Genomic DNA, 13,751 nt, shown 5'->3' with positions numbered 1-13,751 from the left:
AACACGACTTTCAAGTACCTCAACACGACTTTCAAGTACCTCAATACGATGTTGAAGTACCTCAACACGACTTTCAAGTACCTCAACACGACTTTGAAGTACCTCAACACGACTTTGAAGTACCTCAACACGATGTTGAAGTACCTCAACACGACTTTGAGGTACCTCAACACGATGTTGAAGTACCTCAACACGACTTTGAGGTATCTGTTGCTTATTTGATGTTACTTTTATGACAAAATTAATAAATCCCTCAGTACAATCCACTAAAAATAATTAGGTCGATCTTAATTTGCTTTAATTTTTCCGAATTATCTCTCAGAGAAGTTTATTGTTGCATTGGCTAGAGTACATGCAGTAATCCCATAACTTCCTTCAGGAGCGCATTTTATGGCACGACTAAAACGCAGTTCACCGACTCTAGAAAAGGCTCTCCGTCGAATTGCAGGAATGCGATCGATTAGCCCGACGCTAGAATTTGGCAACGGATTAAATTTGACAGACTACGACAGCCACATCCAAACCTTGCAAACCCAGCTATCTACTTACAACACTTTACTCTCTAGCATAGATGAAATGGCAGGTCGCCTCTCTCTAATTGAAGAAGAATTGGGCGGCTATTCTGAAAAGATGTTAATGAGTGTGGCAACGCATTATGGCAAAGACAGTTTGCAATATGTCCAGGCGGGAGGCAAGTCACGCAAGAAATTATCACGCCGTTCGAGTAACACCCAATCCCCATCTGATACCGTTTCACTTTAAGACTGATACAGATGGCAGGCAGGGGAGGCAGGGGAAGTAATTTGTATCAATAATTTAGTGAAATGGTATGAGAGTACAGCTAATCTCCCTACTCCTTATCCCGGTTTATGATCCAAACGAGTCGCTTGCTCTAGGGCGGCTTTTTCTTTGGCTCGGCGGGCATAGGGTTGTAATTGGGCGCGATCGCAACCTGTTAAAATAATCAGGTTTTCTAAGGTGATCCCCCGCATTAACATTTCTACGCGCCAGGTTTGTTGTGCTTGGGCAATTACTGGTGTTTGTCCTTGGGGAGTTAACAGTCCCTCACTCCATACTTGCCAACGTGTCTGAAGCTCTGATTCGGAAATCGGTTTGCCTGTTTCATTCAAAAACATGGCTGTTTGAGCATCTTTACGGCTTTTGTGCCATTTAATTAGAGGATTATTAGTGTAAGAGCCGTAGCGTTTGCCCAAAATCCACTGATTCACAGGCACTTGACGGACAAATCCTGGGATTGTAATTTGCAGGAAGTGTCCTTGAGTATCGTAGATTTGGTGCGATCGCTCCAAGCTAATTATTTCTGTAGCGGATAACCCAGCCCCAAATAACACATAAGCTAAGGCATAATCTCGTACTCCCCATTTTCTGGCTTGTTGCAGAATTTCATGAACTAAACTAGCTGGTAAATCAGCTACTTCTGTGGTAATGAAGCCTCCTTGTAAGGAGTTTGTTGCTGATTCCGCTGAAGATGACATGGCTCCATGTAAAAACAACTCCACCAAATTTTCCAAAAAATCATCGCGATCCTCCCAAAGTTCGTGAAATTCGCTGGTAAACTCAATTACGGCATATCCTAAGATCATCCCATTCAGCAAACTGGCTAATTTTTCTGCGGGTAAATAGGTATTTAAGTGTCCTTGCTGGATTACAGTAGCTAAATACTGAGCCACATAGCGGTTTGCCTCTGTTACTCCCCTGCCTAGTGCGCGGCGATTTTCTGCTGGGAATTGGTCGGCTTCTCCGACCACAGACCGCACGAACTCTGGCACTCGTTCTAATGCATGTAAGCTGTCACTTGCATAATCTTTAAGAGCTTGGTAGACATTGCCGGGAGGCGTTGCCCGCCGCACCAGCGATTCACCTAAATCTTTGAAGGCTGCGGACTCTTCCAGCACAGCTAAAAGCAGTCCATGCTTATTGCCAAAATTCCGAAATAGAGTCACTTCGTTGACTTCGGCTTTTTCGGCGATTTGGCGGGTTGTGGTAGCGCTAACTCCCTGAGCGGAAAACAACTCAAGTGCAGCTTGAATCAGGCGTTGACGAGTGGAAATGAGTTGAGACGACATAGAAAAATGCAAGTGGCACTTGCAAGATGTATCAGAGTTCTGCTAGCATAACAAATGTAAGTGATACTTGCTTTACTCTCCTGTAACGAACTAGTATATAGGGCGGGTAAATCCCTTGTGGGATGGCATCCAAGAAAAGGCAAATTGCTTCATCATCCATCAACAGGAATTTTTATGACCGCAAATTTTGGGGCGTTCGCTAAAAGCGTTGGCGTTCGCGTAGCGTCTCGTAGAGAAGCCATCGCCCCTGAGAGAGGCAACTCACCTCGACTCAGTTGGACGAATGTAGTATTTTTTGCTGCATTTCATGCTTTAGCACTTCTGGCTCCTTGGTTTTTCTCCTGGCCAGCATTAGGTTTGCTAGTGTTTCTGCACTGGTTATTCGGGAGTATTGGTATTTGCCTGGGATATCACCGACTACTGAGCCATCGGAGTTTCCAAGTTCCCAAGTGGTTAGAGTATGCGATCGCCCTCATTGGAGCGTTGGCTTTGCAAGGTGGGCCAATTTTTTGGGTAGGTGGACACCGCCAGCATCACGCCCACACAGAAGATATTGACCTAGACCCCTATTCTGCTCAAAGAGGATTTTGGTGGAGCCATATATTGTGGATTTTTTACCCACGTCCAGAATTTTTTGACTATGAAACCTATAAAAAATATGCCCCCGATCTAGCAAGACAACCCTTTTATTGTTGGCTGGATCGCTACTTTTTGCTGTTGCAAATACCCTTCGGGCTGCTGCTATATGCCTTAGGAGGATGGTCTTTTGTGATTTACGGAGTATTTGTCAGGTGTGTCTTGCTTTGGCACTCAACCTGGTTTGTGAACTCCGCATCACACCTGTGGGGTTATCGCACCTTTGATGCCAATGATGGTGCTCGTAATCTTTGGTGGGTATCCCTCGTCACATACGGAGAAGGATGGCACAACAACCATCATACTTATCCCCATCTGGCGAAATCTGGGTTGTCTTGGTGGGAGATTGATGTTACTTGGTGGAGCATCCTAGTGTTGCAGACTTTGGGTTTAGCCAAAAAAGTTGTCTCGCGTCCTCCTCAAGGTGCAACTCACGGCTAAATTGCAACTGAATCATTATGAATTTGCCAAGCCGACTGCTGATTTGCCGTCGGCTTACTAATTTTTATCAGTAGTATTTCACGGTAAAATCTCAACGGGCAAATCTCAGCAATAGATCATGCGTGAAAACTGACAGTATTTTTATTGCCTTTTTCTTGAAAAAGATCCAGAGCGACTTCAAGAAGCTGAAAACTTACTAGTTCAAATAGACCAGTTGCAACGAATCCCCCACCGGATTACACCAAGTTGCACCAGCTACAGCACGGCGGGAGTGACTAAGGCAATGCAGTTAGTTAGGGCGACAGACAGATAGCAGTGGTGGCGAAGGTGCTGATGGTGTTGTACCTCTAAGGGAGTTTGAGGGCAGCAGAAGTTTGCTTGTTGCCTGTGTTGTTATCGGAATTAGCTTTTATAGATTTAGTGAATTGAAAATAAATCTTATTAAGAGCGGTGATGTCAAATACATCGAAAGTGTAGCGAATCAGCGACGCGGAGGCAACAATTTTGGCGAACCCTTCACGGTGATTGGCTCGGTTTCAGTGCAGTTTTAACCCCACCTTACCACCAGAGGGATTAAGGGGAGTAGTTAGAGGAAGTTTCAAGATAGTCCACCATCCGCTAGAACTGCTATTTTGTCAGGCTAATTCCTAAATATGACTCAATTTCCGACAAAACTCACAGGCGTTCCGCGTACTATGCTGATGACTACCCGCGTTCGGGTGGATGAACATCAACGTCAAGTCGGTGCTTTGTTTTGCGATCCGAAAGTGTTTGAATGGTGGCAAGCGATCGCACCGGTGCTTTCGTTAGTGCAGGAAAATTATCGTTATCCGCATCGACTTAATGCCCTGCGATGGATTCGCTGGATTGCCAAACTGCCCTACTTTCGCAATGCCAGTTTGATTCTTGAAACCAAAGTTTTACCCCTGTCATCAGGCTAATCTCTACGTAAATCTTTCGCCATCATTAATGTTATTGCAGTGAAATTTTAATTCCAATGCTGCTACTCAAGTATTCTATTAGTTACCAATCATTAACCAGATAATTACAATGAAACCATTTTTATTCAGTGCTTTGTTAATTACCAGTAGTGCGATCGCCGTTGCTTGTCAACCAACACCTCAACCACCGATAGCGAATCAATCCACTGCAAGCGAAATCTCAGCAACTCAGATAGACAATCAAGAAAAAGCTGGTTTCAACTCAGAAATTTATCTGCTGGCAAATCCCGATGTTGTCAAATTGATTCAAGAAGGAAAATTCAAATCTGCCTTAGATCACTATGAAAAAGTAGGAAAGTCTGGCAAAAATTCTAAAGGAGAAGTGATTGAAGGATACTTTACAGGCACTAGTGGCAATGATACAGTGACTGGCTTTGGTCAATCTCCTTGCCTGACTGGCATTAACTTTGAAATTGTATCAGATAAGAAGGGCCCATTTCCCATACGTCCGAAAACTTTAGGCGTTGGTGAGGTGGATACCTTAATTGCAACCAAAGGTTCAAAGAATGAATTTCTCTTGGGTAGCTTCATCACTATTGCTAACCCGAAAGCTGAACCGTTTTATGTTGGTAAAGGAGATGCTGATTATGCTCGAATTCAAAATTTCACCAAGTCTCAGGATAGAATTTCCTTGGCAGGGCAACCACAACAATACAAGTTTGAGACTGTAAAAGGAAACTTTCGCATTTTAACTGCTAGCGGTGATTTAATTGCGATCGTTGAAGGCATAGACAAGCTTGAAGCAGGTAAAGTATTTAAAAAGTACGGAGTATTTACCTTGAAATAATCTCAAAAATTAGTAATTACTATGAGCAAACTATCTAAACCAAGCGCACTCAACGACGCAAGAGTTGAAACTGTTTTAGCGCAACTGCACGCAGAAGCTGATAAGCAATTTGGTGGATTAATTCTCCACTACTTGCCGAAGCTTCCTGGGTTATTTTTAGGTAAGGGCATTAAGTGGGATCAGACAAAAACTGAATTTTACAACGATAATTATTGGTCTTGGGGTTGACAGCCAAACAAATCACGCAGGTATTGAGATTTGGAAGTTAAACAAATTCGGTAAGCTGCAAAAATAGCCTCTAAGTCCAGATAAATCAACGAAAATAAACAGTATCTCTAAATATCCTAGCTATCTTCGGTTCCTACAATTTTTAATTTTTTCTATGATTTCGCTCTCTCCCATTCTCCAAGCTAGACTCTCCCAACCCTTAAAGATTGGCTCATTTGAGGTAAAAAGTCGGGTTCTTCAGTCGCCTCTATCTGGAGTCACAGATATGGTGTTTCGCCGTCTCGTGCGTCGCTATGCCCCAGATTCGATGATGTATACCGAAATGGTAAATGCTACAGGGTTGCATTATGTCAAGCAGTTACCCAAAATCATGGAGGTAGATCCAAATGAACGCCCAATTAGCGTTCAACTATTTGATTGTCGTCCAGATTTCCTGGCAGAAGCAGCAATAAAGGCAGTTGCCGAAGGTGCTGATACTGTTGATATTAATATGGGTTGTCCGGTTAATAAAATCACTAAAAATGGTGGTGGTTCTTCATTGTTGCGGCAACCAGAAGTAGCAGAAGCAATTGTGCGGGAAGTGGTAAAAGCTGTTGATGTACCTGTGACAGTAAAAACCCGTATTGGCTGGAATGACAACGAAATTACGATTCTCGACTTTGCCAAGCGGATGGAAGATGCCGGAGCGAAAATGATTACGGTACATGGACGCACCCGCGCCCAAGGGTACAATGGCAATGCGCGTTGGGAATGGATTACCCGTGTAAAAGAAGTGCTTTCTATCCCAGTGATTGGGAATGGAGATATTTTTTCTGTTGAAGCAGCCGTGAAATGTTTAGAGCAAACTGGCGCTGATGGCGTCATGTGTTCTCGTGGAACTTTGGGTTATCCGTTTTTGGTGGGAGAAATCGATCGCTTCCTAAAAACAGGGGAGATATTACCGACACCTACACCGATTGAGCGTTTGGAATGTGCAAGAGATCATTTACAAGCCTTGTGGGAATATAAAGGCGATCGCGGCGTGCGTCAAGCCCGTAAGCACATGACTTGGTATGCTAAAGGTTTCGTTGGTGCTGCCGAACTTCGAGGACAGCTAAGTTTAGTTGAAAAGGTAGATCAAGGTTTAGCCATGATTGACCAAGCAATTGAAAAACTGGCTAATGGTTATGAATTAGAGGAAGAAACACAAGCTAGTTTGGTAATGCTTTAAAAAGTTGATTTTATCACTAGCTTGGGGTGATATTGCTGGTTGCTAAAAGTGACGCGATCGCTTCGATACTACTATTTCAGTTAGGGTTTAAATCTCCTTATGTAACTCTTTTGAATTTTGAATGTTTAACTAGCCAAAATGGAGGCTCACAATGTTAGTTTCCAAACACAATGATGTTGTAACCGTATCCGAAATCCTCTCATTAGAAGACTTCATGGCAAATCCTCCAGAGGGAATGGAGTGGGTAGACGAGCAACTAGTAGAAAAAACAGGGATGACATTAAAACATAGCGAAATTCAATTAAATATTGGTTTTACTGGAGAAGTTACATTAACTCCAATCAACAAGGTGGGAAAGTTTATACTGAAGTACCTTGTCGTACATATAAACAGGGTCGTCGTCCTGATGTAGCTTATCTAACGCCTGAGTTGGTAACTGAGTTTGGTGATGTTCCCACTTTGCCACAGAGTTTCCCGTTGATTGCTGAGATAGTTTCACCCACCGATTTAGCTGAAGAATTATTTCTCAAAGCGCAGGAGTATTTACAGTCCGGTTGTGAGGAAGTTTGGCTAGTATTTCCTGAAAGTCAATTAGTTTTTGTCATCACTGATAATCAGGTTTGCGGGTTTAAAGCTGGTGATGTGGTTAGCTTTTCAAAAGTATTACTGGGTTTTAGTGTAGCTGTAGACGAATTGTTGGGTTGAAAAGGCGATCGCTTTAGTTAAACAATTTTGGATTTTAGATTTTAAAGGTTAATTACAATTGGTGCAACAACAATTGTTACACTTACAATCTTAATGTTTCAATCCCTAATAGGGATTTTAGTTAATTGCAATTTGTAAACCTGTTCTCTTTTGAAGATAAAAGATTTAGTTTCAATCCCTAATAGGGATTTTAGTTAATTGCAATTCCTAACTACGCAGGGCATACCCTTTTCTCTGGGGTTTCAATCCCTAATAGGGATTTTAGTTAATTGCAATAATCAACACCTTTATAAAAAACATCTTTATTGGCGTTTCAATCCCTAATAGGGATTTTAGTTAATTGCAATGTTTTGCTGCCACATGGTAGCGTAGAAGCTGGCGGCGTTTCAATCCCTAATAGGGATTTTAGTTAATTGCAATTGTTAAATTCCAGTCTATTGAGATTGGCTTCTGCTGTTTCAATCCCTAATAGGGATTTTAGTTAATTGCAATAATTCAAAAGTGTCACCATTGCTATTCTTGCCTATTGTTTCAATCCCTAATAGGGATTTTAGTTAATTGCAATTTTCAAAAGGATCTAGGTGAATCTTTCTTTTGCCAGTTTCAATCCCTAATAGGGATTTTAGTTAATTGCAATGCTGTCAGCAACTGCTTTGATTCGGTATCTTCTGTTTCAATCCCTAATAGGGATTTTAGTTAATTGCAATACTAGGGAATTTAGCTGTGGGGTTGTCATGTCGCCGTTTCAATCCCTAATAGGGATTTTAGTTAATTGCAATGATTACAGTGAGAGACACGCATATATAGGTGATAGTTTCAATCCCTAATAGGGATTTTAGTTAATTGCAATGATTAAGATAATGAACTAGCAGAAATTCGCTGTTTCAATCCCTAATAGGGATTTTAGTTAATTGCAATATAATCGTATATGCGATCGCTATAAGTGTAGTTGTTTCAATCCCTAATAGGGATTTTAGTTAATTGCAATCGCTGGCTTCTGAAAGCGCTGCTGTATTTGGTTTTCAAGGTTCAGTTGCGCAAATGAACGAATCATAACACAGGGAATAGTGATATCACAAGATGCAAATCGCTGAAAACCCGTCCCCATAAGGTGCGCGGATGGTTTGAAAGTACCGTTGCCTTGAAAGTCTTGTATAGATTGAGCGTACAGCCTTTTTCGCTCCTTCTCATTTTGTACACCTACCCATCCGCGCATAAGGCAAGAAAATTAGTCTGATTGGCGATCGCTACCAACATTAAAATAAGCGATCGCCTAATCCTTGCACACCTTAATTTACCAAATCAGGGAATACTTCTTGTACAGCAGGATGCACTAAGCGATGATTCTGCACATTCACACCTTTAGCTAATGCTGGGTTAACTTCCAGTGCCAAAATTCCCAAATTCGCCAACTGGACAACATAAGGTAATGTACTATTATTAAGTGCCTGAGTTGATGTCCAAGGTACTGCTCCTGGCATATTAGGAACGCCATAATGCACCACACCCTCTTCAATGTATACCGGATTTGTGTGGGATGTAGGGTGTAAGGTTTCTATGCAACCGCCTTGGTCAACAGCTACATCAACTATTACCGAACCAGGACGCATTTGTTTGACCAATTCGCGAGATACTAGTATTGGCGCTCTACGTCCTAGTACTAAAACTGCACCGATGAGCAAATCGGCTTCAATGACTGCGGCTTCGATATGAGCAGAGTTGCTATAAAGCAATTCCACTCTAGAGCCAAAGAGTGTTTCTAAGTAAGATAAGCGCTCGACACTCACATCTAAAATCTGGACACTAGCACCTATGCCTACAGCAATTTTAGCTGCTTCTGTGCCGACAACGCCGCCACCTAAAATTACTACTTTGCCTGGTTTAACTCCAGGGACACCGCCCAAAAGGACTCCTCTGCCACCTTGCTGACGTTCTAGGAATCTGGCCCCAAATTGTACTGCTAGCCGACCGGCAATAACGCTCATGGGGGTGAGCAAGGGTAGTCTGTTTGCCCCAGGTTGTTCTACAGTTTCGTAAGCGATGGCAGTTGTGCCACAATCAATTAAATGCTCTGTCAATTTGCGATCGGCTGCTAAATGTAAATAAGTAAATAATATCTGCCCTTTTTGCAAAAATTTATACTCAGATTTCAGAGGTTCTTTGACTTTAACAACCAATTCCCGATTCCAAGCCGTTTCTGATGTAGGGACAATTTCGGCTCCAGCACTTCTGTAGTCATCATCGGAGAATCCAGCACCATTACCTGCTTGCGTCTCGACGAAGATGCTATGACCATTTTCTCGCAGCACCCGCACGCTAGAAGGACTTAACCCTACCCGAAACTCTTGATCCTTATTTTCCTTGGGAACGCCGATTTCCATATATCGCCTCAGATAATTTTTTTGTTTAACTGTAGCCTTCCAATTTCAAGCTTGCTACTTCTGTCTTGCTAGTTCCGTATTAGAGATAGCTGGATATAGAGATACCTAACTTCTGTTCTAACTTTCTCAATTCAATCTGAGTAGCCCAAACTCCTATCCTTGACTATTGCCCCAGTATTTATACAATATATAAAGAATAGTAACAATTTATTAAAAGAGCGATTGTATAGCTCCCTACTAGGAGGCTCTTGCTTAATTTATTAAGTCATCTTGGCATTCCAGCATTGCAATCAGCTTTTAAGCTAACCTGACTTTTCACGTCATCTGAAAAATTCAAAGTCTCTCTCCTAAAAGGAGAGAGATTTAGAGAGGAGTTTTCCAGATACCATGAAAAGTAAGTAGTGATTATACCTACATTCCCTGACTTTTACCAGAAGTCTCATATCAAGTCCCGTTTGCCAAAAAAAGGTTTCTTAAAACATGACACAAACACAACCAACAATTACACCTAAACTAGAAGAGCCTAAGTTTGGCTTTAACGAATATGCCGAACGCTTGAATGGTCGAGCGGCAATGATTGGCTTTGGTTTACTGCTGGTGATTGAATATACAAGTAATCAAGGGGTGCTATCATGGCTGGGTCTGAAGTAGTGTCATCAACAAGCACAATCTTGAAGTTGTAAGCTAGTAATTAAAAGAGTTTCAACCAGCTGGAACAACCAGTTGGTTTTGACTTCAATATATTGATAGCGGAGTACTTCGCCCTAGATAGATTAATTAGACTTATTCATAAATAACTGCCCTAGAATGTAAGCAAGAGAGGAATCGAAATACCTATTAGCGCTCAAAATATCATAGACTTGCAACTAGTATACGCAAAGCAATGAATGAGTAAATTTCCTCCCCTACTAAAAAAATCATAAATTTAGTGTCTGCCTTGAATGAGAAAGGCAAATTACGGGTGAGGTATTCTTGGTAAATATACACAAAAGGTGAACTGGAACCAACCAAGCTGTGATGAATGCTGTATTACCTCGTTTTTTAAAGTCAACCTACCGAAAAGAGCCACTAATCAGTGTATTGATGACAATGGGTGTTATGGATGCCCTGATTGGCGGATTGAATGATAGCTGGTCGTTGTTTGCTTTTGGTTTGGGAACGGCAGGGATAGCGCTAGGCTTTAAGTTGTGGCGTTTTCAGCAGCGTCGTTCTTTACCAGAGGAGCCTGTAGTGCAACATTATTTGCCCTCTCGTTCTTCTAGTGCGCCTTTACCAATGTTAAGCGTTTCTAAGAAAAAACCACCTCTTTAAGATGTGCAGAGTTATTTAAGTAATAACTCTGCAAAATTTATTGGGTTTAACTGTATCTATATAAAGTGAGGAAAAAGAGTGAGTATTGAGGGAAGAGGTGGCGGTAAATTTCTGCGGCCGGATATTATCCTGGCATTTATGGCAGCTGTGGCCCTTCCAGTGATTACCTGGGAAGGGTTTTATATTCATCAAGCTCATGCTGCCATTGAAGTAACGCCAAACTTCCCAGCTAATACCAACTTTGCTAATGCTCAACTGCTCTACACACTCATAGGACATAACGGAACCATTAAATCCCTCGCTTTCACTCCAGATAGCAGAATTCTTGTGAGTGGAGGTGCAGAAAACGAGGGTGTCATTCGCCTGTGGAATTTAGCAAACGGCAAAAAGTTGGCGACTATTAACAAAGCACACAAAGCAGCCGTAGAATCTTTAGTGATTTCGCCAGATGGACAAACCCTCGCTAGCTGTAGTGATGACAATACGATTAACCTCTGGAGTCTGAAAAATTTAAAATTTAGCCGCTCTTTTGTCGGACATACCAGTAATGTATTATCTTTAGCGGTGTCTCCTGATAGTAAAGTTCTTGTCAGTGGAGCTTTAGATGGGATTCGTCTCTGGGATTTGCTACAGCAGCGTCCTCTAGGGACTATAGTACGCTTTGATAATTTGATTTATACCCTAGCTATTAGTCCTGATGGACAGACCTTGGCTAGTGGTGATAATAAGGGTGTAATCAAGCTGTGGAACTTGAGTACTGGTAAATTAATCAGTCAATTGGCAGCTCATTCCGATGTTGTTAGCGCTGTGGTCTTTACACCAGATGGACAAACATTAGTCAGTGCTAGCCACGATCGCACCATAAAACTGTGGAATATTAATACTGGAGAATTAGTCCGCACCCTTACAGGACATAATAACTGGGTAAATGCGATCGCCCTTAATCCCGATGGACAAACCCTTGCTAGTGCCGGTAGAGATGGAATTAAATTGTGGAATTTATCTACAGGCGAGTTAATAAATACACTGAGTGGACATACAGACTGGGTAAGTGCGATCGCTTTTAGTCCAAATGGTAAAATTCTTGCCAGTGGTGGATTCGATCGACAAATCAAGATTTGGGGCATTCCCACAAAACGTAATTAACAGCGATTGGACAAAATAACCGTCAGAGAGTATACTATATCCCCGATTTCTTGTAAAACCAAGTCGGGGATACAATTTTGACGCTCCTTCTAAAGCTTAGTGACTCGCTATCGCTCAACTTTTCATGTCATGTAGAAAGTCAGGCGATCGCTAACGCCGAAAAATTCCCCCAATCATTTCCTATATCTGCTAAACTTTGGTCTTGCCTTTTTAGAGTTTTTGTAGTAGAAAATCAACCAAAGCTCAGATGAAATTTTGCTATAACTAGTCAAAATAAATGATGGTAGCAACCAACAGCGATGTCTACGACGGGCTACGGTCTACCCCAAATCTTGAAGAACTGTGAATACTTGATGAAAATACAGCCGAACTAATATCTTATCCAGCAAATTACTGTAAGTATAAACATAGGTAATTTCAAATCATGTGTGCAGTTACTTGCCCTCTATCTCGGAACAATTTCTGAACTTAGACAATCTTAGAAGTGGTCATCGTCAGTAAATGCACTCAGGCAAAAATCACTATTTCGTGTGAAGCAAAGGATTACAGCGCTTAAGCGCTACTTTCAAGGTAGGATAACTTGCTACTTAAATGATGTTTAATTTTCCCGAACTGCTTTTGATCCCCATTTCGATAGAATGACTAGGCAGAACCCTAAAACTAAAAACCGCTTTTGACTGCGACGCCCATGAATCAATTGAACAATGGTTTTACGCTATTTTTAAGTCTGCTAGTCGAGGCGATGCCTTTTTTGCTTCTTGGGGTTTTATTCTCCAGTTTGCTGCTATTTTTTGTTGATGAGCGCAAACTAGTAGAAAGAATGCCCAAAAATCCGCTGCTGGGTGCTTTAGTTGGCAGCATGATCGGCTTTTTATTTCCAGTGTGTGAGTGCGGGAATGTACCGGTAGCACGGCGGTTCCTAATTCAGGGAGTACCCACACCAGTGGCAATTGGTTTTTTGCTAGCAGCACCAACAATTAACCCAATTGTAATTTGGTCAACTTGGACAGCATTTCGAGATCAGCCAGAAATAGTGGTCTTACGAGTCGTATTTTCCCTAGCAATTGCCACAATTATTGGGTATGTTTTCAGTTTTCAAAAAGACTTAAATCCCATAATCCAACCTGCGATCGCTCGTTATATGAAGTTTAATCCACCCGCGCAGCCTGAAACCAAACGCCGTGGTAAGCGTTACCAAGAACAACAGGAAGAAACAGTACCGAATCTGTTGCAATCCGGGACTTATATCTTAGGAGGAAAAGCAGGTATACCTCTACGGATAGATGCTAATTTAGTACCGCCTACCTCAATGTCTACTTCTAATAAACCGCTGGCAGCGAAACTGCGCCTAGTTGTGGATAATAGCATTCAAGAATTCCGAGAACTCGGCGGAGTCATGGTTATTGGAAGTGCGATCGCTGCTACCATTCAAGTCCTAGCTCCCCGTGAATTAATTCTCAGTTTGGGTGCTGGGCCCATTACCTCAATTGTGGTCATGCTGATATTAGCGGTAGTCGTGTCAATTTGTTCTACAGTTGATTCTTTCTTTGCCCTATCTTTTGCCTCAACCTTTAGCAGTGGTTCATTGTTGGCATTTCTAGTGTTTGGGCCAATGATTGACATCAAAGGCATTGGTTTGATGTTATCCATTTTTAAACCCAAAACGGTTTTTTACTTATTTGCTTTAGCAGCACAATTAACATTTGTGTTCACCCTTTTCCTGAACTTGCACGTCTTTTAAAAAACTATTAGTCATTTGTCATCTGTCCTTTGTTTAATGACCAATGACCAATGACCAATGACCAATGACCAATAACC

The 13,751-nt window shown here is 41.8% G+C and carries 14 protein-coding genes and 1 CRISPR repeat array; of the genes, 12 read left to right on the top strand and 2 right to left on the bottom strand.

Features of this window, described 5'->3' with window-relative positions; all coding sequences use genetic code 11:
- Nucleotides 1–390: 390 nt before the first annotated feature.
- Nucleotides 391–762: a hypothetical protein gene (locus NLP_RS17025; protein WP_104907426.1), complete on the top strand. Its 372-nt coding sequence runs from the start codon at nucleotides 391–393 to the stop codon at nucleotides 760–762.
- Nucleotides 763–857: 95 nt separating this feature from the next.
- Here NLP_RS17025 and NLP_RS17020 read toward each other — a convergent pair whose 3' ends face one another.
- On the bottom strand, nucleotides 858–2,087 hold the full coding sequence (locus NLP_RS17020; protein WP_104907425.1) for a TetR family transcriptional regulator: 1,230 nt from the start codon (nucleotides 2,085–2,087) through the stop codon (nucleotides 858–860).
- A gap of 174 nt (nucleotides 2,088–2,261) precedes the next feature.
- Here NLP_RS17020 and NLP_RS17015 point away from each other — a divergent pair, with 174 nt between their 5' ends.
- From NLP_RS17015 to NLP_RS16990, 7 genes are all read left to right on the top strand, one after another.
- Nucleotides 2,262–3,164: an acyl-CoA desaturase gene (locus tag NLP_RS17015; RefSeq protein WP_234016966.1), complete on the top strand. Its 903-nt coding sequence runs from the start codon at nucleotides 2,262–2,264 to the stop codon at nucleotides 3,162–3,164.
- A gap of 653 nt (nucleotides 3,165–3,817) precedes the next feature.
- Nucleotides 3,818–4,105, top strand: a complete 288-nt coding sequence (locus NLP_RS17010) for a hypothetical protein (RefSeq protein ID WP_104907424.1) — start codon at nucleotides 3,818–3,820, stop codon at nucleotides 4,103–4,105.
- Between the two features lie 109 nt (nucleotides 4,106–4,214).
- The gene (locus tag NLP_RS17005; RefSeq protein ID WP_104907423.1) at nucleotides 4,215–4,952 is read left to right on the top strand and encodes a hypothetical protein; all 738 of its coding nucleotides are present in this window, start codon (nucleotides 4,215–4,217) and stop codon (nucleotides 4,950–4,952) included.
- Between the two features lie 21 nt (nucleotides 4,953–4,973).
- The gene (locus tag NLP_RS17000; protein ID WP_104907422.1) at nucleotides 4,974–5,180 is read left to right on the top strand and encodes a hypothetical protein; all 207 of its coding nucleotides are present in this window, start codon (nucleotides 4,974–4,976) and stop codon (nucleotides 5,178–5,180) included.
- Nucleotides 5,181–5,334: 154 nt separating this feature from the next.
- A complete protein-coding gene (gene dusB, locus NLP_RS16995) occupies nucleotides 5,335–6,390 on the top strand; it encodes a tRNA dihydrouridine synthase DusB (RefSeq protein ID WP_104907421.1) in 1,056 nt (351 codons plus the stop codon).
- Between the two features lie 151 nt (nucleotides 6,391–6,541).
- On the top strand, nucleotides 6,542–6,802 hold the full coding sequence (locus NLP_RS34990; RefSeq protein ID WP_234016965.1) for a hypothetical protein: 261 nt from the start codon (nucleotides 6,542–6,544) through the stop codon (nucleotides 6,800–6,802).
- Complete coding sequence (locus NLP_RS16990; protein ID WP_325034765.1) at nucleotides 6,691–7,095, top strand: Uma2 family endonuclease; 405 nt, start codon at nucleotides 6,691–6,693, stop codon at nucleotides 7,093–7,095. Before NLP_RS34990 ends, NLP_RS16990 begins: the two co-directional genes overlap by 112 nt.
- 95 nt (nucleotides 7,096–7,190) lie before the next feature.
- A CRISPR array of direct repeats spans nucleotides 7,191–8,083; the repeat unit is 37 nt; unit sequence GTTTCAATCCCTAATAGGGATTTTAGTTAATTGCAAT.
- Nucleotides 8,084–8,384: 301 nt separating this feature from the next.
- Here NLP_RS16990 and ald read toward each other — a convergent pair.
- A complete protein-coding gene (ald, locus tag NLP_RS16985) occupies nucleotides 8,385–9,476 on the bottom strand; it encodes an alanine dehydrogenase (RefSeq protein WP_104907420.1) in 1,092 nt (363 codons plus the stop codon).
- 480 nt (nucleotides 9,477–9,956) lie between these two features.
- On the opposite strand from ald, the gene NLP_RS34225 reads away from it, so the two are divergent.
- The 4 genes from NLP_RS34225 (at nucleotide 9,957) to NLP_RS16970 (ending at nucleotide 13,674) form a co-directional block, all read left to right on the top strand.
- Complete coding sequence (locus NLP_RS34225) at nucleotides 9,957–10,127, top strand: hypothetical protein (protein ID WP_199784633.1); 171 nt, start codon at nucleotides 9,957–9,959, stop codon at nucleotides 10,125–10,127.
- A gap of 366 nt (nucleotides 10,128–10,493) precedes the next feature.
- A complete protein-coding gene (locus tag NLP_RS16980; protein WP_104907419.1) occupies nucleotides 10,494–10,787 on the top strand; it encodes a hypothetical protein in 294 nt (97 codons plus the stop codon).
- Nucleotides 10,788–10,925: 138 nt separating this feature from the next.
- The gene (locus NLP_RS16975) at nucleotides 10,926–11,933 is read left to right on the top strand and encodes a WD40 repeat domain-containing protein (protein ID WP_104909904.1); all 1,008 of its coding nucleotides are present in this window, start codon (nucleotides 10,926–10,928) and stop codon (nucleotides 11,931–11,933) included.
- A gap of 688 nt (nucleotides 11,934–12,621) precedes the next feature.
- Nucleotides 12,622–13,674, top strand: coding sequence for a permease (locus NLP_RS16970; RefSeq protein WP_104907418.1), 1,053 nt, complete (start codon nucleotides 12,622–12,624; stop codon nucleotides 13,672–13,674).
- Nucleotides 13,675–13,751: the final 77 nt, after the last annotated feature.

The organism is Nostoc sp. 'Lobaria pulmonaria (5183) cyanobiont' (assembly GCF_002949795.1).
GTDB lineage: Bacteria > Cyanobacteriota > Cyanobacteriia > Cyanobacteriales > Nostocaceae > Nostoc.
Note: the sequence above shows the minus strand (reverse complement) of the source record. Positions and strands in the feature narration are given on the sequence as shown.

Excerpts from the sequence above, each read along its gene's own strand:
- NLP_RS17025 (WP_104907426.1), top strand. The coding sequence starts at position 391 with ATGGCACGACTAAAACGCAGTTCACCGACTCTAGAAAAGGCTCTCCGT.
- NLP_RS17020 (WP_104907425.1), bottom strand. The coding sequence starts at position 2,087 with ATGTCGTCTCAACTCATTTCCACTCGTCAACGCCTGATTCAAGCTGCA.
- NLP_RS17015 (WP_234016966.1), top strand. The coding sequence starts at position 2,262 with ATGACCGCAAATTTTGGGGCGTTCGCTAAAAGCGTTGGCGTTCGCGTA.
- NLP_RS17010 (WP_104907424.1), top strand. The coding sequence starts at position 3,818 with ATGACTCAATTTCCGACAAAACTCACAGGCGTTCCGCGTACTATGCTG.
- NLP_RS17005 (WP_104907423.1), top strand. The coding sequence starts at position 4,215 with ATGAAACCATTTTTATTCAGTGCTTTGTTAATTACCAGTAGTGCGATC.
- NLP_RS17000 (WP_104907422.1), top strand. The coding sequence starts at position 4,974 with ATGAGCAAACTATCTAAACCAAGCGCACTCAACGACGCAAGAGTTGAA.
- dusB (WP_104907421.1), top strand. The coding sequence starts at position 5,335 with ATGATTTCGCTCTCTCCCATTCTCCAAGCTAGACTCTCCCAACCCTTA.
- NLP_RS34990 (WP_234016965.1), top strand. The coding sequence starts at position 6,542 with ATGTTAGTTTCCAAACACAATGATGTTGTAACCGTATCCGAAATCCTC.
- ald (WP_104907420.1), bottom strand. The coding sequence starts at position 9,476 with ATGGAAATCGGCGTTCCCAAGGAAAATAAGGATCAAGAGTTTCGGGTA.
- NLP_RS34225 (WP_199784633.1), top strand. The coding sequence starts at position 9,957 with ATGACACAAACACAACCAACAATTACACCTAAACTAGAAGAGCCTAAG.
- NLP_RS16980 (WP_104907419.1), top strand. The coding sequence starts at position 10,494 with ATGAATGCTGTATTACCTCGTTTTTTAAAGTCAACCTACCGAAAAGAG.
- NLP_RS16975 (WP_104909904.1), top strand. The coding sequence starts at position 10,926 with ATGGCAGCTGTGGCCCTTCCAGTGATTACCTGGGAAGGGTTTTATATT.
- NLP_RS16970 (WP_104907418.1), top strand. The coding sequence starts at position 12,622 with ATGAATCAATTGAACAATGGTTTTACGCTATTTTTAAGTCTGCTAGTC.